The sequence below is a fragment of the Buchnera aphidicola (Melaphis rhois) genome, assembly GCF_005080745.1.
Classification (GTDB): Bacteria; Pseudomonadota; Gammaproteobacteria; order Enterobacterales; family Enterobacteriaceae; genus Buchnera_B; species Buchnera_B aphidicola_AT.
This window is the reverse complement of the sequence record NZ_CP033004.1, coordinates 341,632-364,292: the sequence shown is the minus strand read 5'-3', so window position 1 is coordinate 364,292 and position 22,661 is coordinate 341,632. Positions and strand designations below refer to the sequence as shown.

General features: G+C 24.8%; 20 protein-coding genes and 3 tRNA genes. 10 read left to right on the top strand and 13 right to left on the bottom strand.

The window, feature by feature from the left end:
- Positions 1-324: 324 nt before the first annotated feature.
- Both flgC and flgB read right to left on the bottom strand, forming a co-directional pair.
- Entirely contained in the window at positions 325-735 is a 411-nt protein-coding gene (gene flgC / locus D9V73_RS01595) for a flagellar basal body rod protein FlgC (protein ID WP_158336535.1), read from the bottom strand.
- A gap of 3 nt (positions 736-738) precedes the next feature.
- Positions 739-1,143: a flagellar basal body rod protein FlgB gene (gene flgB, locus D9V73_RS01590; protein WP_158336534.1), complete on the bottom strand. Its 405-nt coding sequence runs from the start codon at positions 1,141-1,143 to the stop codon at positions 739-741.
- 305 nt (positions 1,144-1,448) lie between these two features.
- Here flgB and flgA point away from each other — a divergent pair, with 305 nt between their 5' ends.
- Positions 1,449-2,060, top strand: a complete 612-nt coding sequence (gene flgA, locus D9V73_RS01585; RefSeq protein ID WP_187307815.1) for a flagellar basal body P-ring formation chaperone FlgA — start codon at positions 1,449-1,451, stop codon at positions 2,058-2,060.
- Positions 2,061-2,062: 2 nt separating this feature from the next.
- Here flgA and pyrC read toward each other — a convergent pair whose 3' ends face one another.
- Positions 2,063-3,103, bottom strand: a complete 1,041-nt coding sequence (pyrC, locus tag D9V73_RS01580; protein ID WP_158336532.1) for a dihydroorotase — start codon at positions 3,101-3,103, stop codon at positions 2,063-2,065.
- Positions 3,104-3,294: 191 nt separating this feature from the next.
- On the opposite strand from pyrC, the gene murJ reads away from it, so the two are divergent.
- Positions 3,295-4,839: a murein biosynthesis integral membrane protein MurJ gene (gene murJ, locus D9V73_RS01575; RefSeq protein WP_158336531.1), complete on the top strand. Its 1,545-nt coding sequence runs from the start codon at positions 3,295-3,297 to the stop codon at positions 4,837-4,839.
- A 14-nt stretch (positions 4,840-4,853) separates the two neighbouring features.
- Here murJ and D9V73_RS01570 read toward each other — a convergent pair.
- A tRNA-Ser gene (locus D9V73_RS01570) sits at positions 4,854-4,938 on the bottom strand.
- A gap of 174 nt (positions 4,939-5,112) precedes the next feature.
- Between D9V73_RS01570 and D9V73_RS01565 the strand changes: the two genes are divergently transcribed.
- Positions 5,113-5,184 (top strand) — tRNA-Cys (locus D9V73_RS01565).
- Positions 5,185-5,210: 26 nt separating this feature from the next.
- Positions 5,211-5,294 (top strand) — tRNA-Leu (locus D9V73_RS01560).
- 18 nt (positions 5,295-5,312) lie between these two features.
- Here D9V73_RS01560 and rsmC read toward each other — a convergent pair.
- On the bottom strand, positions 5,313-6,269 hold the full coding sequence (gene rsmC, locus D9V73_RS01555; RefSeq protein WP_261979208.1) for a 16S rRNA (guanine(1207)-N(2))-methyltransferase RsmC: 957 nt from the start codon (positions 6,267-6,269) through the stop codon (positions 5,313-5,315).
- A 389-nt stretch (positions 6,270-6,658) separates the two neighbouring features.
- Between rsmC and minC the strand changes: the two genes are divergently transcribed.
- The 3 genes from minC to minE are packed head-to-tail and all read left to right on the top strand — an operon-like array spanning position 6,659 to position 8,448.
- Positions 6,659-7,360 (top strand): septum site-determining protein MinC, encoded by a 702-nt coding sequence (gene minC, locus D9V73_RS01550; RefSeq protein ID WP_261979138.1) that lies wholly within the window; start codon positions 6,659-6,661, stop codon positions 7,358-7,360.
- 20 nt (positions 7,361-7,380) lie between these two features.
- On the top strand, positions 7,381-8,193 hold the full coding sequence (minD, locus tag D9V73_RS01545) for a septum site-determining protein MinD (RefSeq protein ID WP_158336529.1): 813 nt from the start codon (positions 7,381-7,383) through the stop codon (positions 8,191-8,193).
- 3 nt (positions 8,194-8,196) lie between these two features.
- The gene (minE, locus tag D9V73_RS01540; protein ID WP_158336528.1) at positions 8,197-8,448 is read left to right on the top strand and encodes a cell division topological specificity factor MinE; all 252 of its coding nucleotides are present in this window, start codon (positions 8,197-8,199) and stop codon (positions 8,446-8,448) included.
- 134 nt (positions 8,449-8,582) lie between these two features.
- Here the strand turns inward: minE and tsaB are convergent, their stop codons facing one another.
- The 4 genes from tsaB to zwf form a co-directional block, all read right to left on the bottom strand.
- Positions 8,583-9,263, bottom strand: coding sequence for a tRNA (adenosine(37)-N6)-threonylcarbamoyltransferase complex dimerization subunit type 1 TsaB (tsaB, locus tag D9V73_RS01535; protein WP_158336527.1), 681 nt, complete (start codon positions 9,261-9,263; stop codon positions 8,583-8,585).
- Positions 9,264-9,367: 104 nt separating this feature from the next.
- Positions 9,368-10,939 (bottom strand): TerC family protein, encoded by a 1,572-nt coding sequence (locus tag D9V73_RS01530; protein ID WP_158336526.1) that lies wholly within the window; start codon positions 10,937-10,939, stop codon positions 9,368-9,370.
- Between the two features lie 562 nt (positions 10,940-11,501).
- A complete protein-coding gene (gene htpX / locus D9V73_RS01525) occupies positions 11,502-12,389 on the bottom strand; it encodes a protease HtpX (protein ID WP_158336525.1) in 888 nt (295 codons plus the stop codon).
- A gap of 537 nt (positions 12,390-12,926) precedes the next feature.
- The gene (gene zwf, locus D9V73_RS01520; RefSeq protein WP_261979207.1) at positions 12,927-14,390 is read right to left on the bottom strand and encodes a glucose-6-phosphate dehydrogenase; all 1,464 of its coding nucleotides are present in this window, start codon (positions 14,388-14,390) and stop codon (positions 12,927-12,929) included.
- 304 nt (positions 14,391-14,694) lie between these two features.
- On the opposite strand from zwf, the gene pyk reads away from it, so the two are divergent.
- Positions 14,695-16,134, top strand: coding sequence for a pyruvate kinase (pyk, locus tag D9V73_RS01515; RefSeq protein WP_158336523.1), 1,440 nt, complete (start codon positions 14,695-14,697; stop codon positions 16,132-16,134).
- Positions 16,135-16,191: 57 nt separating this feature from the next.
- Here pyk and D9V73_RS01510 read toward each other — a convergent pair whose 3' ends face one another.
- The gene (locus D9V73_RS01510) at positions 16,192-17,292 is read right to left on the bottom strand and encodes a peptidoglycan DD-metalloendopeptidase family protein (RefSeq protein WP_158336522.1); all 1,101 of its coding nucleotides are present in this window, start codon (positions 17,290-17,292) and stop codon (positions 16,192-16,194) included.
- 404 nt (positions 17,293-17,696) lie between these two features.
- On the opposite strand from D9V73_RS01510, the gene znuC reads away from it, so the two are divergent.
- Complete coding sequence (gene znuC, locus D9V73_RS01505) at positions 17,697-18,410, top strand: zinc ABC transporter ATP-binding protein ZnuC (protein WP_158336521.1); 714 nt, start codon at positions 17,697-17,699, stop codon at positions 18,408-18,410.
- Positions 18,411-18,447: 37 nt separating this feature from the next.
- Complete coding sequence (locus D9V73_RS01500; RefSeq protein WP_158336520.1) at positions 18,448-19,227, top strand: iron chelate uptake ABC transporter family permease subunit; 780 nt, start codon at positions 18,448-18,450, stop codon at positions 19,225-19,227.
- 138 nt (positions 19,228-19,365) lie between these two features.
- Here D9V73_RS01500 and aspS read toward each other — a convergent pair whose 3' ends face one another.
- The 3 genes from aspS to trxB form a co-directional block, all read right to left on the bottom strand.
- Positions 19,366-21,117: an aspartate--tRNA ligase gene (gene aspS, locus D9V73_RS01495; protein ID WP_158336519.1), complete on the bottom strand. Its 1,752-nt coding sequence runs from the start codon at positions 21,115-21,117 to the stop codon at positions 19,366-19,368.
- 277 nt (positions 21,118-21,394) lie between these two features.
- Positions 21,395-21,613, bottom strand: coding sequence for a translation initiation factor IF-1 (gene infA, locus D9V73_RS01490; protein WP_158336518.1), 219 nt, complete (start codon positions 21,611-21,613; stop codon positions 21,395-21,397).
- A gap of 73 nt (positions 21,614-21,686) precedes the next feature.
- Positions 21,687-22,658: a thioredoxin-disulfide reductase gene (gene trxB / locus D9V73_RS01485; RefSeq protein WP_187307836.1), complete on the bottom strand. Its 972-nt coding sequence runs from the start codon at positions 22,656-22,658 to the stop codon at positions 21,687-21,689.
- Positions 22,659-22,661 lie beyond the last annotated feature (3 nt).

Here is a 22,661-nt window from a genome sequence, read left to right as displayed (position 1 = left end):
TATGTTGATTTAATAAATAATATGTAATTATAATCAGTGATTTATTTTTTAAAATTATATTTTATTTATTTCATTATACTGAATTATAAATATTATAGTAACTTTCATTTCATATTAAATAATTATTTACCATTAGTTCAATTTTTTTACTTAGTTTCATTTAATCTAATATGTTTATTATATTGATCTTATTAATTATTAATAGTGTTTTTTAATAATATGAATCATTTATATAGAACATTTTAAAATAAGTAATATTATAAATGCTTGTGTTAAATTTTCTTTAAAGTTCTTTTAAAGTACATAAACATATTTAAACTCGGTTTATTGCCCAATGGTTAATGTTTTCATAATCATAAATTTTATCGTATTTAAAATTTCTAAATTAGCTTGATAATTTCTAGATGCCGAAATAGCACTAATAGTTTCAGAAACTATATTTACATTTGAAGTTTTAGCAAATCCCTTAGAGTTAGCGATAGGACTATTTGGATCATATATAACTCTGCATGGCATTTTATCTTCTACTATTTCTTTTACTTTGACTCCACCAGATTTTGATCCTTTAAAATTATCAAATTGTAAAACGACTCTTTTTGATATATATGGATATAACTTTCCATTTTTATTCACCAAACTATCAGAATTAGCTAGGTTACTTGCATGTACTTGCATTTTTTGGGATTGTGCTGACATTGCTGAACCAGCAATGTCGAATATTTTAAATAAAGACATGAATTATCCTTTTAGTACACTCATGAAAGTTTTAAACTTGTTATTTATAAATGCAATTTCCATTTGATATAGTAAACTATTGTTTACGAAATTTATCTTTTCAGCATCTACATTTACTTTATTATCGCTGAAAATATAATTTTTTTCTATTATTTTATGATAATTATCTGATATATCATCATTTGAAATAGAAATATGCTTATTAGAAGTTATAGTTAAGTCATTTTTGTTATTACGGTAATTTTGTTTCAATAATGATTGTAATATCTTAGAAAAATTGATATCTAACGATTTATAATTTGGTGTGTCGCTATTGGCAATGTTAGATGCTAATAATTCTTGCCTGTATGCACGTAAATTTAATGCATATCTGTTAAAATTGAATTCTTTATTTAGTTTATTTAACATTATTTTATCTACATATTATGAAGTTAATATAATTAATATTATTTTCTATTTGAAAAGTATATAATAACGCCTTGAATTATGTTATAGATTATTTGCTTTATATTAAATATTTATACTAAAAATCAATTTAAAAATAATATTTTGTATACTTGATACGAATATTTATGATAAATTTTATGTATAATAATACATTTTTATAAAAAAATATACGTAATTTAAGTTTACTTTAAATTACATTATAATAGAAATATATGATATCAAAAATATACATTTTATCACTTTTTTTACTTTTAATTACTTTTAAAGTGAACGCAAGTACTTTTCAAGAACAACTTGTTCATTTTTTAAAAAAAAATAATGCTCCTTATTTTAAGAATATGAGTATTATTTTGTATAGAAATGTTCTATTTAAGAAATGGCCAACTTGTAAAAATTTTAAATTCGTTCTCGTAGATACTATTAAGCCTTCAGGATTAATGAATATTAAAGTTATTTGCGGACAACATTATCAATTTGTTCAAGTTCGAGTTAAATTCAAAGGAGAATATGTAATAGCTTCTCGAAATATTAAAAAAGGTAAAAAATTAGTTAATACAGATATATTTGTCAAATATGGATATTTAGATCAATTTCCATTAGATTCGTATGTTATAAAAAAACAAGTATTAAACTTGGTAAGTTTAAAAGATATTAAAAAAAATGACATAATAACTCAAGATTTATTACGTCCTGTTTTTTTAATTACAAAAAATGAAAGAGTATCAATTATTATTACTAATATAGGTTTTACAATTATATCAGAAGGATTAGCAATTAATAACGCGTATAAAAATCAATTAGTAAAAGTAAAACTGGACAACGGTAAAATAGTATCTGGAATAGCGAGTAATAAAAATACTGTTGTTATTTATTCATAATTTTATTCTATTGTCCATTTTACCATTTTTCCTGCTAAAAATGGAATAATGATTTTTTCTCCAACAAATATTTTATCTGGAATTTTCCAACTTTTTCGGATAAATGTAATAGTGTTCTTGTTCTCAGGTAATGAGTAAAATAAGGCACCATTTCTAGAACAAAAAGATTCAAAATGATTTAAAGCATGCATTTTTTCAAATATTTCTGCGTATATAGATAATGATGACAACGAATTAAAAATTCCAGCTGATCCGCAGTGACTTTCTTTATTATAGTAATAGTGTGGTGCGCTATCAGTACCTAAGAAGAATTTCTTATTTCCGCTAGATATTGCTTTTCTCAGAGCTTCTTGATGTGTTTTGGATTTTAATATTGGAAGGCAATATAAATGTGGTCGAATTCCATTTGATAACATGTCGTTTCTATTATACATTAAATGATGAGGAGTAATTGTTGCTCCTAAGTTTTTTTTAACAGATTGTATATAGTCTACTGCTTCTTTAGTACTTATATGTTCTAATACAATTTTTAGTTCAGGAAAATCTTTTCGCAATTTAATTAAAATTTTATCAATAAAAAATTTTTCTCTATCAAATATATCCATATTTTTATCAACTATTTCTCCATGAACTAATAATGGCATACCTATCTTTTGCATGCGTTCTAAAACGTTAGTAATAGTTTTAATTTTTTTAATTCCAAATTTAGAGTAACTAGTGCTATTTTTTGGATATAATTTAGCAGCAAAAAATATTTTTTCGTAAAAAGCGTATTCAATATCGTCAGGATCGGTATCTATAGTTAAATAACATGTCATTAATGGCGTAAAAGTTGAATTTTTTTTTAGTGCATTTAAAATGTTTTTTTTATATTTTTTAGCAGATTTTATAGTAATAATAGGAGAACTTAAGTTAGGCATGACCATAGCCCTTTCATAAAAATTACTCGTGTATTTCACTATGGTTTTTAATATTTTACCATTTCTAAAATGAACATGCCAATCATCTGGTTTTATTATAGTAAATTGTTTAATTTTAATCATTAAATACCTATTTTAAAATAGTTTGAGCACTGATGAATGTTTAAAATAGTAATGCAGTTAATAATAGTTATATTAATGTATTGTAATAAATTTAAGGCTTTAAGATTATTTCGGTAGTTTAGATTATTATTTAAAATAAATTAATTACTTTTTTGAGTCTATATTATAAATGGTAAAAAAGGTAGTGTATCGTGAATATTTTGAGATCGCTGATATCATTAAGTATTATGACTTTTGTTTCTAGAATATTAGGACTTATACGAGATGTATTAATCGCATATACATTTGGAGCTTCAGGTTTAACAGATTCTTTTTTTTTAGCTTTTAGAATACCTAATTTATTTCGTAGAATTTTCGCAGAAGGTTTTTTTTCTCAAATATTTATTCCTACTTTACTAAAATATAAAAATTTTAATAATATAAAACTAGTACAAAATTTTATTTCTAATATATTGGGATTTATGATTGTACTTTTAGGAATTTTTACAATTTTAGGAGTTTATTATTCGCCTCAAATAATTTCAATAATCGCTCCTGGGATCAGTGCACGTTCATACGAATTATCTTTAACAATAGAATTATTACGAATAGTATTTCCTTATATATTTTTTATTTCTTTAGGGTCGTTAGTAGGATCTATTCTCAATTCTTGGAATTATTTTTTTATACCTTCTTTTTCTCCTGTTTTATTAAATATAAATATGATACTTTTTATATTGTTTTTTTCTTCATATTTCGAAACATCTATTTTTTCTTTAGCTTGGGCAGTTTTATCAGGCGGATTCATTCAATTTATTTATCAAATTCCATTTTTAAAAAAAATTAATATGTTAGTTCTCCCTAAATTAAACATAAATAATATTGGATTTCGAAAAATTTTAAACAAGATGAACACAATTATTATCGGAGTTTCTACCAGCCAAATTTCGGTAATTTTAAATACTATTTTTGCCTCGTTTTTGGTTACTGGATCTATGTCATGGATATATTATTCCGATAGATTAGTTGAATTTATTTCTGGTATTTTTGGAGTATCTTTAGGGACTTTGATTCTACCTCTATTATCTAATAGTATGAATAATCTAAATAAGGATGAGTATTCTAAATTATTAAATTGGGCACTTAAAATTGGATGTTTAGTATCTATTCCTTGTTCTTTTTCGTTAGCTATTTTGTCAAAGACAATAATTATTGTTTTATTTCAATATGGAAACTTTTCCGATTTTGACGTTATTATGACTAAAAATATTTTAGTTCTGTATTCAGTAGGATTAATTCCATTAATTTTAATAAAAATTATATTGCCTGGTTTTTATTCAAATAAGGATTTTTACAGTCCTGGAGTAATTTCTATTTTCATTTTAATAATAACGCAATTGATGAACTTTATCTTTTTACCTTACTTTCGACATAATAGTTTTTCACTTTCGATCAGTTTCGCTGCATGGATTAACTTTATTTTATTATATTGGTTCTTATTTAATAAAAAAATTTTTTTTCCTGAACCTGGTTGGTTTGTTTTTTTATTTAAAATTTTTATTGCTGCATTAATTATGACTAGTTTTTTGTATTTAAGTATAAACATATTTACTAAATGGAATGTAGGAACAATACTATTTAAATCATGTCAACTAGTGTTTATTTGTATTTTATCTGGAATTTTATATCTATTAACACTTTTCTTATTAGGTTTTAGACTATCCAATTTTTCATTTTTTATATCTAAACATAAATAAATTTTTAAATATTTTGGAGGAAGAGGGATTCGAACTCTCGGATGATTTCTCATCGGCGGTTTTCAAGACCGCTGCCTTAAACCACTCGGCCATTCCTCCATTACGATAGTGATGTATTTTAGTACGAATAAGTATACTGTATTTGTCAGTAGTTTAAAAGAAATTATTTTATATAATAAAATTATTTATTATTTATTGGAATACATATGTAAACATTAATTAATATTAAAATACTTGTAATTATTAATAAATATTGCTAAAATTCGATCTAGTGGCGCGTTGACAGATTGGTTATGTAGCGGATTGCAAATCCGTATTAGCCCGGTTCGATTCCGGGATGCGCCTATTTTAAACACGTTATAAAATTATATGCCCAGATGGTGAAATTGGTAAACACAAGGGATTTAAAATCCCTCGGCTGAATAGCTTTGCGGGTTCGATTCCCGCTCTGGGTACAATTTAATTGATTTAATTTAATTTTTGTATCTTTTGTATGCTTGATATACTTTAAAATTGTTATTTTCATTTAATATATTATATTTTGAAAAGGTATATTTAAAAATTTTGTGACAAGATATGCTTGAATTAATTACAATTCTTATTTCACCTTTTTTTGTCAAGTATTTTACCGAATTTTTAATTATTTCTTTTATATAATTTAAGTTTATCTTAAAATTTTTGTGTATAGGAGGATTTGAAATAATTAAATCAAATTTTTCATTAATGTTAGAATAGATATTACTAGGGTATATATTTCCTATAATATTATTTGCTTTCAAAGTTAATTCACTGGATCTTAATGCTGCTATATTTATATCGACTAATGTTAGTGTAATATAGTTTGAATATTTCATTAGTGATGCTGACAAAACTCCTGAACCACATCCTATATCTAGTACATTTCCTCTTATCGATTTAGTAAACGTTGATATTAATAATTGAGAGCCGATATCAACTTTATTATAACTAAAAATCCCTGGAATGGTATTGATATTGATTTTATTCCATATATTGTTGTGTATAAAAGTATTAAATCGAAATTTAGGTTTTAATATTATTTTTCCTTCAAAAAGAAAACAATGCTTTGCAGAGTCTATTTTTTTTAGTTGTATCCATTTTTTTAATAAAGATTGCGCAGTATTTATTCCACTGTTTTTTTCTCCAATTAAAAAGATAGAATGTTTTTCAGATAATATAGAAAATATATATTTTAAATGGAATATAGCTTCAATTTTACTATTTGGCCAAAAATATAGTATTACATCAGAATTTAGAATTGTTTCTTTTTTCTCTAATAAAACAAATTTCACTTTATGTTTTGTTTTCTTTTTTAAACTTATCCAATGATCAAATTTTTGAGTACATATTATTGTATCTCTATTTAACTTATCCAAACAAAACTCATCGTATATATTTCCTAATATAAAAATTTTTTTTTTAAAAATAAATGTATATTTCTTAAAACAAGTTTATTTGTATTTGTCATATATTTTTATTAATTTTATAATACTACAACTATAAATTGGATTATTATACTTGATAGAGCAACATTTTCTTAATTAGTACGTTTTTCTGTTTATAAAATAAAATCAGCATACACTTTTGAATAAAAAGATTTAAAATTATAAAATAATTTTAATAATTTTTGTTTAAAATAACTTTTTTAAACTATGTATTATTGTTTATATAATATAGCTATTTTTTAAATCGCATCATTTTAATTATGTATATAAAATAGTTATGTTAATATAATAAAGCATAATATGTAACGTTCTAATATATAATAGTTAAATATTCCCATCACTTACAAGCATTTAAAATGATAAAAATTTTTCCAATTGAATTAAAAGAAAGTGTTTTCAAAATATTAGTTCTTTATTTAAAAACTGATTCAATCTCAGTAATATGTAAAGAATTAAATAAAAAATTTAATATGTCTCCTAACTTTTTTAAAGATTTACCAATAGTTATTGACATAAAAAAATTATCTAATATAAACAATTGGAATAATATAATAAAATTAATTATTTCATTTAATTTTCACATTATCGGAGTGAGTGGTTGTTACAACAATGTTTTAAAAAACATAATTATAAAATCTGGATTACTTGTTTTATCAGAAGAAACTAAGTCATTTAGCTTTTTAAATAAATATCGGTTTAATAATGTATCCGTTATTTCAAAAAATAATAAAAAAACTAAAATTATTGATTTTCCTATTAGATCTGGACAAAAGATTTACGCTAATAATTCAGACATTATCGTTACAAATAACGTTAATTCAGGAGCAGAAATAATAGCCGATGGTAATGTTCATATTTATGGAAGTATGAGAGGAAGAGTCTTAGCAGGTGCTAAAGGAGATATTACGTGTCAAATATTTTGCATGAAGTTTTTTGCCGAGCTAATTTCTATTTCAGGAGAATATTTGTTAAGCGATCAAATTTCTCCAGATTGCATAGGAAACAGTGTTAAAATCTATATCAAGAACAAGAAATTAAATATTTTAAAACTTAATTAAAAATTATTCAGGATGTGTTTATGACTCGTATTATTGTAGTAACTTCAGGTAAAGGAGGTGTAGGAAAAACTACTTCTAGTGCAGCTTTAGCAACAGGTTTTGCACAAAAAGGACAAAAAACAATAGTAATTGATTTTGATATAGGATTGCGCAATTTAGATTTAATTATGGGATGTGAACGTAGAGTAGTATATGATTTTGTAAATGTAATTAACGGAGATGCAAATTTAAATCAAGCTTTAATCAAAGATAAAAGAACGGATAACTTGTTTATTCTGCCAGCATCTCAGACTAAAGATAAAAATTCGTTGACAAAATTAGGTATTAATAATGTTTTTCAAGAGTTAATTGCAATGAATTTTGATATTATTATTTGTGATTCACCAGCGGGAATAGAATCTGGAGCAATTTTAGCTATATATTTTGCAGATGAAGCGATTATTACTACAAACCCTGAAATATCTTCTATAAGAGATTCTGATCGTATATTAGGTATTATTTCTTCTAAATCTGAAAGAGCGAAGAACAACTGTAAACCTATAAAAGAACATTTATTGTTAACCCGATATAATCCAATTAGAGTGAACAAAGGAGAGATGTTAAGTACACAAGATGTTTTAGATATTTTGAGAATACCATTAATTGGGGTCATTCCTGAAGATTGTTCTGTACTAAAATCATCTAATCAAGGAATTCCTGTAATATTAAATTTGAATTCTCATGCTGGACAAGCCTATCATGATACCGTAGATCGTTTACTTGGAAATAATATTCCTTTTCGGTTTCTTAAAGAAGAAAAAAAAAGTTTTTTAAAACGATTATTTAGGAGATAAAACATGGCTTTGTTAGACTTTTTTTTATCTCGAAAGAAAAGTACTGCTAATGTAGCAAAAGAGAGATTACAAATTATTGTTGCTGAACGAAGAAAAAAAGATAATGAACCAAATTATTTACCCGAATTAAAACAAGAAATTTTACGAGTAATTTGTAAATACGTTAAAGTAGATCCAAATATGATTTCTGTTCAATTAGATCAAAAAGGAAACGACATATCTATATTAGAATTAAATGTGACTATTCCTGAATAGAATAAATTTAGGAATACTAAGTTATTCATGATAAAATATTAATCAAGATTTTGACATTTATTAATCCAAAATCTTGATTCTAGATAAATAAACTTAAAGATTAAATATTTTAGTTGAGAATCATAAGAATATGTTTATGAATTTACTTCTTTTGGAAAATAAATTGGAGATATGTCAAAATAAGATTTGTGTTTTTGATAACGTGTGCTTGATAAATATAAAGAAATGATAAATTGTGATTTTAAAGAACTAATATTTTTTAATATCAAGTTTTTTTTAAGAATATTTTTTGAAAATAACTCTAAAACATTTCCTATTATTATCCAATTTTTTTTTAAAGAACTTAGTATCTTGGTTATTTCTTCGATAGTACACATTCCTTCATATTGTTTTTTAATCCAATTTTGTCTTGTATTTTTAGTGTATTTTGCTAAATATATCTTACTTTTATTTATTTTTAGAACTACTAATATTTTATTCAACTTAAATGTATTCCAGGCGTATTCTGCAATAATTCGTGAAGTAGACAGTGCAAATATTGGAATGTTTAATCCAAGCGCCAAACCTTGAGCTATAGCAATAGTGGTTCTTATCCCTACAAAGCTACCTGGACCTTTAGAAATAGTAAGGATGTCTATTTCACTTAAATTTACAGAGTTTACGTTTAGAATAGTTTTAATCATTGGTAAAATGTATTGAGTTTGATTTTTATCGCACTTTTTATTTTTACTGTATACATTACTTTTATATAATAGAGATACAGAACAATCAGAAATTGAAGCATCAAATGCTAAAATAGTTTTAGATGTATTCATGTTGAATATGTTAAACGTTTTATATAAAATAAAATATTAATAATGAACAAAAATATTTAAATGACAGTAATTTATACTAATACAATAAAAATAAATATCAAGATTTAATTATAAAATTTTGTATCTTTAGTAATGCGAACCAATTTAATACGGTACTGTGTTGCTTCTACAATATGAAATTTTAAAGGAGGGATATATATAATTTCCCCAGACAAAGGTAATTTTCCTTTTTGAGAGATTAATAAACCAGCTAAAGAAGCATAGCTATCCTTTTCATGAATTAAGTTAGTGGTATTTAAAAACTGCTGTAAAGAATGTAAGTCTGTTCCACCTTTTACTAACCAACTATTGTTTTCAACAATAATATCAGGTGTTTCATCTGCATCTGGAAATTCACCAGCAATAGCTTCTAAGACATCTAATGGGGTAATTAAACCTTGAACTACTCCAAATTCATTAGTTACAATAACTAAGCTTCCTTTAGAACGTCTTAATACTCCTAGTAAGTTAATTGGGTCAAGAGTATCAGGTATAATTATTGGAGCAGTAGCAGAAGAGAATTTAGCTACATCTATTTTATTCTCTATTTCTACAAGTAATTCTTTAGCTCGTACAATACCTATTACTTCGTCTAATGTTCCTTTACATACAGGAAATAAGCTATGTGGGGTATCTAATAATTGAGTACGAATATTAGAAATTGGTTGTTCTACATTAACCCAAGAAATTTCACTTCTCGGAGTCATAATACTTCGAATAGATCGTGCTGCTAATGTTAATACACCATTTATCATGTATTTTTCTTCTTCTTTAAATTCTCCAGAATCAGATGAAGAAGTACATAAAGTTTTTTTTTCTTCATTACTTTGTAAAGTAACTTCATTAGAATTTTTTGATTGATTTCCAATCATTAGTCTTAATATAGCTTCTGCAGCTCTTTGCCTCATTGGTCTACGAGATTGATGTCTAATAAAATTTCGACGTGCAATTTGGTTAAATAATTCTATAATAATAGAAAAACTTATTGCAGAATATAAATAACCTTTTGGTATTAAAAATCCTAATGCTTCTGCTACTAGACTTAATCCTATCATTAACAGAAAACTTAAGCATAATACTACTACTGTTTGATGCAAGTTAATAAATTTTATTAAATATTTAGAGGCTAATAACATTAAAGCCATAGCAATAACTACTGCAGTCATCATAACTGGTAAATTATTTACTATTCCTACAGCTGTAATAATAGAGTCCAACGAAAAAACAGCATCTAAAATAACGATTTGAATTACTATAGTCCAAAAACTGGTATAATTTTTGCTAGTCTCATCTTGGTGCACATTATTATCTAATCTTTCATGTAATTCTATAGTAGCTTTGAATAATAGAAAGCATCCTCCTATTAATAGTATTAAATCGCGTCCAGAAAAAGAGAAATATTTATTGCTAATTATTATTGACGTTAAAGTAGCCATCCATGACATAAGTGAAAGTAAACTTAATCTCATTACAAGAGCCAAGCTTAATCCAATTAAACGAGCTTTGTCTTGCTTACATGATGGTAATTTTTTTGATAAAATAGCTATAAAGACTAAATTATCAATACCTAATACTACTTCTAGTATAACAAGTGTGAATAGACCTGCCCAAATCGACGGATCTAGGAAAAATTCCATTAGACACTCCGTAAAATAATAGGACAGAATAAAATTTAATTTTTAATAAAAAAATTTATTATCCAATGATCTTGTTAACAAGTAATTTAATTTTATTTATCAGTTGAATTTTAATTTTTAATTTTTTAAATATAACAATTTTTAAGAATAAAGGCCTGTTGTAATTACACATAGGCCTTTATTAAGATTTTCAGGGTAATTGCACGATTATAAATAGAATTCTCGATTTTAAATAAATTATGTATTAGAAATTAAATTGTGTTGCAAAAAAATAGATTTCACATAATATGCATAATTGTTTCAAATATTTTAATTTCTATATATTTTGTAAAATGTTTATAAGTTACAGTTTTTTAAAAATTAAAATTAAATTCATATTGAAGTGTAGTTAAAAAATTGTTTTTTATTCTATATAGTTATATTTATTATAAAGTACATTTTATTTTTTAACAAGATAATAAAACTGTAGATAATTTATATTGAACATAGTCATAACAGTATTTTTTAAACAAAATAATAAGAAAAATATTTGTTGTTATACTATAAATATAGTTAGTTTATACTAATAGTTTTTTATATAATCTCTATTATATAGAGCATTAATGCGCTGTTCTAATGACGGATGAGACATAAATAAATTTAAAAAGTTGTTTGATCTTCCATTTATACAAAATGCAATCATACTATTGGATTCCTGAGGTTCGTAACTTAATTTCAGTTTTTCTAATGCTGCAATCATTTTATGTTTACCTACTAAATTTGCAGATCCAGCATCAGCATGAAATTCACGGTGTCTAGAAAACCACATAGTTATTATGCTAGCAAGGATTCCAAAAACTAGTTCTAAGATAGTAGAAAAAATTATATATATCCACGTATTTCCATGAGAGTGATTATTTTCGTTTTTTTCTCCTGACAAAATGTATGATGCTATTTGAGCAATAATTCTAGAAGCAAAAATTACGAATGTATTGACTATTCCCTGAAGCAAAGTCATGGTTATCATATCACCATTTGCAATATGAGTAATTTCATGAGCTAGAACTGCTTCAGTTTCATCTTTGCTCATATTATCTAGCAAACCAGTAGAAACAGCAATTAGCGAAGCGTTACGTCTTGATCCTGTAGCAAATGCATTCATATCAGAAGCATGATATATTGCCACTTCTGGCATACAAATACCTACTTTGTTAGACTGATATTTTATAGTGTTAATTAACCAACGTTCTGTATCGTTATTAGGATAGTGTATTACTTGCCCATTTATAGTGCGTAATGCAATCCATTTTGACATTAATAATGATATTATAGAACCCCCGAATCCAAATACTGTTGACATAATCAATAATCCATGAATACTTTCGGATCGAATACCTGTAATGCTTAAAATAAAGCCAAAAACACACATAACAGCTAAATTGGTTAATAAAAAAAGAACTATACGCATCATGGTTTTTTCCTGAATTTTGTGATTCAAAATAGATATTCAAGTATTACAAATAGTAATTTTATTTCTTAATATTTTTTAATGATTTTTATATTAGTTTACATTTAATTATAGTTGTGTATTATATAAAATTCTGGTTCTTAATTATTTTAGCACTTACTTAGAAATACTATAATGATAGTAGAAATGTTATTTCTAAAATGAAATAGTTTATATGTTTCAGAAAAGTCGTGTATAATATTACATGAATATATAATATTCATATTATATAACAAAATAATTGTTTATATTTTATACTTCATTATTAAAAATATTTTTATAGCATAATTTTTATTTTTAATAAACAGTATTTATCTTATTTGAATATTAATTCTAAAACATAGTTTTTTAAAATTTATAAAATAATTATAAATAATATGATGAAATTAATATTGTTTATAATAGTTGAAAAATAAACATTTAATTAAGAATATTTATTAAATGTTATAATGAAATATTTTATATTAATTGATTACAATAGTAAAATTTTTAGTTTTTTTATTAATTCCAGGTATAACCATCTTTCTCAATCATTATGTTAGATAAAACAGGACCCCATGTTCCAGATGGGTATAAGATCGGGGGATTTCTACATATATTAAATGAATTAAAAATTGAGTCAATCCACTTCCATGCCAATTCTACTTCATCTTTTCTTACAAATAAAGCTTGATTACCTCTAATACTTTCTAATAATAATCGATCGTATGCATCAAACAATTCTATTTGTTTAAAACCTCGATTATAATTAAAGTTTAAATTAATTTTATCTAACTTATAATTAGGTTCTAGTCCTGGTATCTTATTTAAAATCTGTATATTTATTCCTTCATTTGGTTGTAAATATATAATGATTTTATTTTTAGGTAAGTTATTTTGGTGATTATTAAATATATTAACTGGAACGTTTTTAAAAAATATGACTATTTTTGAACATTTTTTTGGAAGTCTCTTACCTGTTCTTAAATAAAATGGTACTCCATACCATCTTTTATTATCAATATTTACTTTCATGGACACAAATGTTTCAGTATTACTATGTTCTTTTTTTCTTATATCGTCCAAATACGAAGGTATTTTTTTCCCATTTATTATATTCTCAGAGTATTGACCTAATACTACTTTATTATGAATATTAATATTGTCAAATGGTCGCAATGCTTTTAAAATTTTTACTTTTTCATTTTGAATATTATTTGAGCATAAGTTGATAGGCTGAGACATGGTAATAATAGTCAATATCTGTAATAAATGATTTTGAACCATATCTCGAATTTGACCGGTATTATCAAAATATTTATTCCTTCCTTCAACACCGATTTTTTCAGCAATTGTTATTTGTATGTGGTCAATAAATTTATTATTCCAATTATAATAAAAAAGAGAATTAGAAAATCTAAAAGCTATCAAATTCAATATTGTTTCTTTTCCCAAATAATGATCTATTCTAAAAATTTGATTCTCCAAAAAGTATTTACTTATTTCATAATTGATTTTTTTAGAAGTTTTTAAAGATGATCCTAGTGGCTTCTCTATTATAATACGTGTAGAATCAAGGTTTAAATTAACCTTTCCTAGTCCTTTACAAATTGCGCTAAATGTATTTGGTGGCATGGCAAAATAGTATATAATTAAATGATTACTTCTACATAATATTGGTTTTAATTTATGAAAGCTATGTGTGTCATTTACATCAAGATTACAAAATTCTAATCGAGAAAATAAATTTTTCCATACATGTTCTTCTATTTTGATTTTCATAAATTGTTGTAATGATTTATAAACTATATCTGAATAAGTATTTTTATCCCAATTAGCGCGTCCAACACCAATAATTCTCATTTTATTTGACAATTTATTAGCTTTTTCTAGTTTATATAAAGAAGGTAATAATTTTCTGCAAGCAAGATCTCCTTTTGCACCAAAAATAACTAAATCGCATGTTTCATTTATATTTATCACAATTTTATCCTTCTTGTTCTACAAAATTTGTTATTTCAATATTTAATTTATAGTTTCATTTAATATTGCTATTTTAGTTTTTTAATTTAGACTGTTTAAAATAGTTAACATATAGTTTTTTAGAGTTTATAAGTATAATAAAATTATTAATATTCCTTTCGTATTAAATATAATATATATTAACATTATATTAGGAAAATAAAAAATAAAGTTAGTCTAGTTCATTTGTATGATTTACAAATTTTAAAAGTTTATTAATAATTTAATTATATACATGTACATTTAGCAATTTTAAAAGAGATAAAACGTGATTAGTTATTTTAAGAGAACTAAAATTGTTGCCACTTTAGGCCCATCTACAGACGATAACAACGTTCTTGAAGCAATGATTCGATCGGGAGTTAACGTAGTCCGATTAAACTTTTCTCATGGTTCAAGAATAGAACATGAACGTAGAGCTAAAAATGCAAAAAGCATTATGAAGAAATTAGGTGTTTATATTGCTTTATTAGGTGATTTACAAGGTCCTAAGATTCGTATTTCAAAATTTAAAAATAATAAAGTATTGTTAAATTCCGGTAACTCATTTATTTTAGATGCTTCTTTGGGTATAAACGAAGGGGATACAAAAAAAGTAGGAATAGATTATAAAAAATTACCTGATGACGTATCTAAAGGAGATATATTATTATTAGATGATGGAAGGATACAATTAAAAGTAGTAAATGTAACGAAAAGTATAATATTTACTAAAATAATTATAGGAGGGATATTATCTGATAATAAAGGTATTAATAAATTAGGCGGAGGATTGTCAGCTGAAACATTAACTGATAAAGATAAAATAGATATTAAAATTGCATCTGATATTGGAATAGATTACTTAGCTGTTTCCTTCCCTAGATGTAGTCAAGATATACAAATGGCAAGAAAACTAGCATTACAATATGGTAGTACAGCAAAAATAATCGCTAAAATAGAACGTGCTGAATCAGTAGCTAATTCAGAAGTAATTGATAGTATTATATTAGCGTCAGATGCCATTATGGTTGCTAGAGGAGATTTAGGAGTAGAAATAGGTGATTCAGAACTAGTTGGAATTCAGAAAATATTAATCAGGCGAGCTAGACAATTAAATAGGGTGGTAATTACAGCTACCCAAATGATGGAATCAATGATTATTAATCCCATGCCTACTAGAGCAGAAGTTATGGACGTAGCTAATGCTGTTTTAGATGGCAGTGATGCTGTTATGTTGTCAGCAGAAACAGCTTCTGGAAAGTATCCAATTGAAACAATAAAAATTATGTCTAAAATTTGTAAAGGAGCTGAAAAAGTACCAAGTATCAATGTATCTCGTCACCGTATGCATGACAAATTTTATGATATTGAAGAAGCAATTGCTATGTCAGCTATGTACACAGCTAATCATTTGAATGGTATCACAGCGATTATTACTATGACAGAATCAGGAAAAACAGCTTTAATGACATCTCGAATAACCTCTGGTCTTAGAATTTTTGCACTATCGTCTCGAGTTAAAACTTTGAAGTTAACTTCTTTATATCGAGGAGTTACACCTATATTCTTCAATAGTAAAAATTCAGGTGTATCAGCAGCGAATGATGCAATTACATTATTAAAAGATATGGGAGTTTTACATGAAGGTAATTTAGTCATTATAACGCAAGGTGATGTAATGGGAAAAGTTGGAAAAACTAATACTAGTAGAATTTTGAAGGTATGATTTAAATTAAATTTATCTTAAAGTGCTTTAATAAATTTATATAAATTAAATTTACGTTTAAATAAAGTAATACATGATTTTTTTTAAAAAATTTAAGTGTATTTTCAGTTTTTTACCTGATAGCTTTTCAAATAATACTAATTTATTTGGATTAATTACTTTATTGTTTACCCAAACTTCATAATGCAAATGTGGACCAGTAGAATATCCAGTATTTCCAGACAATCCGATTTGATCTCCTTTTTTTACTTTTTCTCCTACTTTAACTAATATTTTTTTTAAATGCATATATTTAGTGATACATTGAATGTTATGCCTAATAATAATATATTTTCCTGCTGCTGTACTAGATTTAGTTTTTATAACTTTCCCATCCCCTATTGATAAAATTGGCGTCCCTATAGGCATAGCATAGTCTATTCCTTGATGAGGTGAAATCTTGTTTGTTATTGGATTCAACCTATGAAGGTTGAAATTAGAAGAGACACGATACTTTTTTAAAAATGGAAATCGAAGAAATTGTGTTATCAAGCTATATCCTTTATTATCATAAAATTTTCCATTTTTTTCTAAAATTCCATAATAATATACGCAGTTGTAATATATTTTAAAACCTACAATTGTATTTTTATAAACTTTTTCATGTAGCAAACTTCTTTTAATTAAAAGATTAAGTGGGATATTAACATCCAATTTATAGAAATAAATTAGATTTTTAACATTATCTATGACGTTTTTAATTTCATTAATGTTTATCCCCCAGCTTGTAATCGTTTTTATAAAATTTTTGTTTAACATGATTGTGATATTACAATATTTTTTAGTATAAAAATCGGGTTTTTTATCAAGATATTCTGATGTATTATATATTAATAGTTCATGACAAAACTTATTTTTTCTCTTAAAATTGTTGTATAAACATGACTTGTATATTATACAATTGATAGAATAACTATTTTTAAAATTATTTAAAAATATATGATTATTGATTGAATCACAAGAATAGTTTTTTATGAAGAAAAATATTTGATCGAAATTATTATTAACATCACAATCATTTAATAGTTTGTTATTTTGAAAATATTTATTATTAATATTTTTAGAATTAATTTCTCGACTGTAATTTATATAACTAAATTTATTACACGTGACAAACAAAAATATGATTAACAAAAAGTCTGTTAAAGTTACATTATATCTTTTTGAAAAAATAAATAGAATATTTTTAAATATATATAACACGTTGTTCTATAATCTCCTTAAGAATTTTTAATACCCTACTTTAACATAAAATTATTTACTTTTTTATTTGTTTTTAAATGTCATTTAACTGTTATAAAATTTTGTATTTAATATTAACTAATAAACTGTATTTATATGAATTTTTTGTACATTTCTACTTATTAAAGCTTTTATAATTACATGAAACAGTGTTTTATTATGAACTATTAATAAAGTATAAAAATCTGTCTTTATATCTTTAAATTTTATATTTTTAAAAAATACTATTTTATGATAATATATAATATTACACTATTAATTCTATATAACATGTATTACATATGTCATTATTTGTTTCTTTAAAAAATGTGTCTGTAAGTTTTAATAAAACTATTATATTATCAAATATTTCATTAACGTTAATTTCTAATTGTATTTTAACGTTAATAGGTCCTAATGGTGCGGGGAAGTCTACTTTAGTAAAAGTGATATTAAAATTATTAAAACCTAGTAAAGGAACAGTTATATATAATAGACATTTACGAATTGGATATATACCACAAAAATTAAATTTTAATACTGCTCCTCCTATCACTGTCAATAGATTTATGAATTTATTTAAAAATAATAAACAGTCTGCTTTTAATGTGTTAAAGTGCGTTAACTCTGTTCATTTACAACATGTCCCATTGAAAAAATTATCCAGCGGAGAAATGCAAAAAATATTATTAGCTCGTGCATTATTAAATAATCCACAATTATTAGTTTTAGATGAACCTACGCAAGGTATGGACATTCTGAGTCAAACAATCTTTTATAAATTGATTAATCAAATTAAACATAAATCCAAATGTTCAATTTTAATGGTGTCTCATGATTTAAGTGTAGTTATGTCTAATACAGATGAAGTTATTTGTTTAAATAAACATATTTGCTGTTCCGGATCTCCAGAAGTAGTATCACAAAATTCGAAATTTATTGCTATTTTTGGACAGTTAGAAAAAAACAAACTAGCTTTATACCATCATAAGCATAATCATTATCACGATTTTTAATCACATTAAATTAAATACTAAGAGAACGTAATTAAATATGTGTACATTGATCTTTTGCAGGTGGTTAGCAGGTATTTTGTTGATTTTAATTACTGGTCCTTTAGGTTCATTCATAATTTGGCGTCGTATGTCTTCTTTCGGAGATACTTTATCGCATTCTTCGTTATTAGGTATTGCATGTGCTATTTTATTGAATATACATCCATTTTATATAGTTTTCATTATAATTTTATGTTTTGGAATATTCGTTAATTGGTTAGAAAATACCTCTTCTTTATCTTTAGATACTATACTAGGAATTATTGGATATAGTTCATTATCCTTAGGTATGATAATAATGAATGTAGTATCAAATACACAAAAAACGCGTTTTACAAACTACTTATTTGGAAATTTATTAAATATTTCTCATTCTGACTTAATTATAATATTTATTAGTTGTTTGTTTATTTTTATTGTTTTATTAAAATATTGGAATATTATGTTGTTAGTGACTATAAGTTCAGATTTAGCAAAAATAGATGGAATAAACGTTTACAAAATAAATTTTATTTTAATGCTTTTAATTTCATTAACTATTAGTATTGCAATAAAATTTATGGGATCTTTAATAATAATATCGTTATTATTAATACCTTCGGCAACTTCACAGCGTTTTTCTTCTTCTCCAGAAGAAATGGCGATTTTTTCTATTTTAATAGGGTCAATTTCTTTTACAGGAGGCATGATTATATCAATGTATTATAGTGTTCCTATTAGTCCTGTGATTGTATTATTTTCAGCTAGTATATTTTTAATAAGTTATATTAAGAAATAAAAAAAGTATTACTATATTATAAATTTTATGCTTATAAAAACATAATTATTATATTTATAAAATAACATTTATTTTATGTTAATAATTACATCTCAGTTAAACATTTATTAATAAATGTTATTCTTTGTTAAAAAATTTTTAATTAAATTTTTTTTTAAAATCATAAAACATATTAATATCCAATTTGCTTGGTGATTCAGTCATTAAACATGAAGCTGTAGTAGTTTTAGGAAAAGCTATTACGTCTCTAATATTATCACTATTTGTTAATAACATAACAATTCGATCCAATCCTAAAGCAATCCCCCCATGGGGTGGCGTTCCAAAATTCAAAGCTTGTAAAAAAAAACCGAATTTTTCTTTTTGAGTTTTTTCGTGAATGTTTAATATATCGAAAACATTTTTTTGCATGGCTATATCATTAATACGCATTGATCCGCTACCAATTTCATATCCGTTTATCACTAGATCATATGCATCTGCAAGAATATGATTTAGTTTCTTTTTAGATGTTAAATGGTTTTTATTTTTGGGAGCAGTAAATGGATGATGTGTAGAGATATAATTATTTAATTCATTTTTTGAAAATAATGGAAAATCGATTATCCATACTGGTTTCCAAGAATTTTTATCAATTATATTTAAATCATTACCAATTTTTGCTCTTAGGTTATTCATAGCATTTATTACTGTTTTTTTAATATCACATACAAAACAGATAAGATCACCATGTTGTGCAAAAGTTTTATTGAGTAATTTATTAAGAGTTGTAGTATTAAAAAGATGTAGAATAGAGCTGACAATGTTTTGGTTTGGTGGATTACCATTAATTTTTATGAAAAATAAATTTTTATTGACGTATCTTTTTATAAATTTATTATATATTTGTAATTTACTATTGCTTAACGTCGATCCTCCTGGTATACGTAATGCAATTGCGATATTATCATGTTTTATATTATTTTGAAAAAATAATTCAGTTTTTATTTCCTTAATAATATCTGTAATATCTACAAATAATATAGGATTTCTTAAATCAGGTTTATCAGTCCCAAAGGTTTTAATAGCAGTATCAAAAGTCATAACTGGAAATTTTTTTAAATTTACTTTTAGAACATTTTTCCAAAGATATTTCATCATTTTTTCTATAATGTTGCGTATTTTTTTTCCTGTTGTAAATGAAGCTTCAATATCAACTTGTGTAAATTCTGGTTGTCTATCTGATCTCAAGTCTTCATCTCGAAAGCATTTTGCAATTTGATAATATCTATCAATTCCAGCAATCATTAACAGCTGTTTAAATAACTGAGGAGATTGAGGTAAAGCATAAAATTTATTTTTGTGAATACGACTTGGAACAATATAATCTCGAGCACCTTCTGGTGTAGATTTGGTTAACACGGGTGTTTCAATATCTAGGAATTTATTTTTACTCATAAATGATCTAATAATAGTAGTAATTTTATTTCTCATTATTATATTATGAATCATGTGAGGTCGTCTCAAATCTAAATAACGAAATTTTAAACGTGATTCATCTAAACTTTTATGGTTAAAGTCTAGAGGTAAAGATTGTGATTTATTGAAAATAATTAATTTTAAAGCTATTACCTCTATTTCTCCAGTGGATATTTTAAAATTTTTATTTTTTTCATCTCTCTCTTTAACAATTCCTGTAATTTGAATACAAAATTCATTTTTTAAACAAGTAGCTTTTTTAAACAAATATGTAGATGAATCGTTAAAAGATATTTGAACTATTCCTTCTCTATCTCTCATGTCTAAAAACAATATTTTACCCAAATTTCTATATTTGTTTACCCATCCACATAATATTACTATTTTATCTACATGATTTAAGTTTAATTCTCCACAGTACTTTGTACGCATTTTTAATCCTTTTATTGAGGGTTACTTAATATAAAATATTAAACATAATTTTAACTTCACATTATTTATACTTTTCAAAAATGTATGTTTAAAATAAAACTTTAGAGATTATAGCTGGTTGAAAAATATCAAAACATAATATAACCTAAATGTAGATTTAAATGTTTTATTAAATAAATTGTTTTAAATTATTGTGTTCAAATAAATGAAACGTTTTTATATATTTATATAATATATTAAAAACATATGTATATAGTTAACGTTTATATAATAACTATTATCTACTTCTAAATATAATTCTTCCTTTACTTAAATCGTAAGGAGTTAATTCTAAAGTAACTTTGTCTCCAGTAAGAATTCGAATATAATTTTTTCGCATTTTTCCCGAAATGTGTGCAATTACAATATGTTTGTTATCTAATTCAACACGAAACATAGTATTGGGAAGGGTGTCAATTACTGTGCCTTGCATTTCAATATTATCTTCTTTAGTCATTGTTTTATTCTCTAAATTTAAAGTTATTAATATCAAAAAAATAAAAATATTAAGACATTATCTTAATGTCTAATTAAATTGAATTTGAAACTTTATCAAGATATTTTTCTGCATCTAAAGCAGCCATACAACCGCTGGAAGAAGCAGTAATAGCTTGTTTATATACATGATCTATTACATCTCCTGCTGCAAAAATACCAGGAATACTAGTTTGAGTATAATTTCCATTTATTCCAGATTTAATTGTAATATAGTCATTTTTCATTTTAATTTGATTTAAAAAAATTTTTGTATTAGGAGTGTGTCCAATAGCTATAAACACTCCAGATACATTTATATTATAGTTCTTTTCTAGCATGTTGTTTGTAGAAATAATATTTATTCCGGTTACACCAGTTTTATCGCCTAAAATTTTATGTACTATACTGTTTTTGTGAAATATAATAGAGTTTTCTTTTACTTTTTTTAATAATCGTGAAATCAGTATTTTTTCGGCACGCAAGTTTTCTCGTCGATGAATTAAATGCACTTCTTTTGCTATATTAGATAAATATAGCGCTTCTTCTATCGCAGAATTTCCTCCTCCAACGATAGCTACATTTTTATTTTTGTAAAAAAAACCATCACATATTGCACATGATGATACACCTCTTCCCATAAACTTTTTTTCTGAAGGCAATCCTAAGGATTTAGCTGTAGCTCCTGTAGCAATAACTACTGCGTCAGAAGTATACTTTTTATGTGTGTCACTTATTAATAAAAATGGAATTTGATTAAATCGAACTTTAATAATTTCTTCAGGAACGATAGTAGTATTGAATAACTTTGCATGTTTGTGCATTTTGTTCATTAAATCAGTTCCAGTTATGACTGGAAAGTTTCCAGGCCAATTTTCAATTGTACTAGTATTTATTAACTGCCCTCCTGGATTAATACCGGTAAATAATACAGGAGACAGATTAGCTCTAGCTGCATAAATAGCTGCTGTATATCCAGCTGGCCCAGATCCAATAATAATTAGTTTTTGATGATGTGTAATGTCTATGTT

Bases quoted from the DNA above. Each gene is read 5' to 3' on its own strand.
- flgC (WP_158336535.1), bottom strand. From the start codon at position 735: ATGTCTTTATTTAAAATATTCGACATTGCTGGTTCAGCAATGTCAGCA.
- flgB (WP_158336534.1), bottom strand. From the start codon at position 1,143: ATGTTAAATAAACTAAATAAAGAATTCAATTTTAACAGATATGCATTA.
- pyrC (WP_158336532.1), bottom strand. From the start codon at position 3,103: ATGATTAAAATTAAACAATTTACTATAATAAAACCAGATGATTGGCAT.
- minC (WP_261979138.1), top strand. From the start codon at position 6,659: ATGATAAAAATTTTTCCAATTGAATTAAAAGAAAGTGTTTTCAAAATA.
- minD (WP_158336529.1), top strand. From the start codon at position 7,381: ATGACTCGTATTATTGTAGTAACTTCAGGTAAAGGAGGTGTAGGAAAA.
- minE (WP_158336528.1), top strand. From the start codon at position 8,197: ATGGCTTTGTTAGACTTTTTTTTATCTCGAAAGAAAAGTACTGCTAAT.
- tsaB (WP_158336527.1), bottom strand. From the start codon at position 9,263: ATGAATACATCTAAAACTATTTTAGCATTTGATGCTTCAATTTCTGAT.
- D9V73_RS01530 (WP_158336526.1), bottom strand. From the start codon at position 10,939: ATGGAATTTTTCCTAGATCCGTCGATTTGGGCAGGTCTATTCACACTT.
- htpX (WP_158336525.1), bottom strand. From the start codon at position 12,389: ATGATGCGTATAGTTCTTTTTTTATTAACCAATTTAGCTGTTATGTGT.
- znuC (WP_158336521.1), top strand. From the start codon at position 17,697: ATGTCATTATTTGTTTCTTTAAAAAATGTGTCTGTAAGTTTTAATAAA.
- D9V73_RS01500 (WP_158336520.1), top strand. From the start codon at position 18,448: ATGTGTACATTGATCTTTTGCAGGTGGTTAGCAGGTATTTTGTTGATT.
- aspS (WP_158336519.1), bottom strand. From the start codon at position 21,117: ATGCGTACAAAGTACTGTGGAGAATTAAACTTAAATCATGTAGATAAA.
- infA (WP_158336518.1), bottom strand. From the start codon at position 21,613: ATGACTAAAGAAGATAATATTGAAATGCAAGGCACAGTAATTGACACC.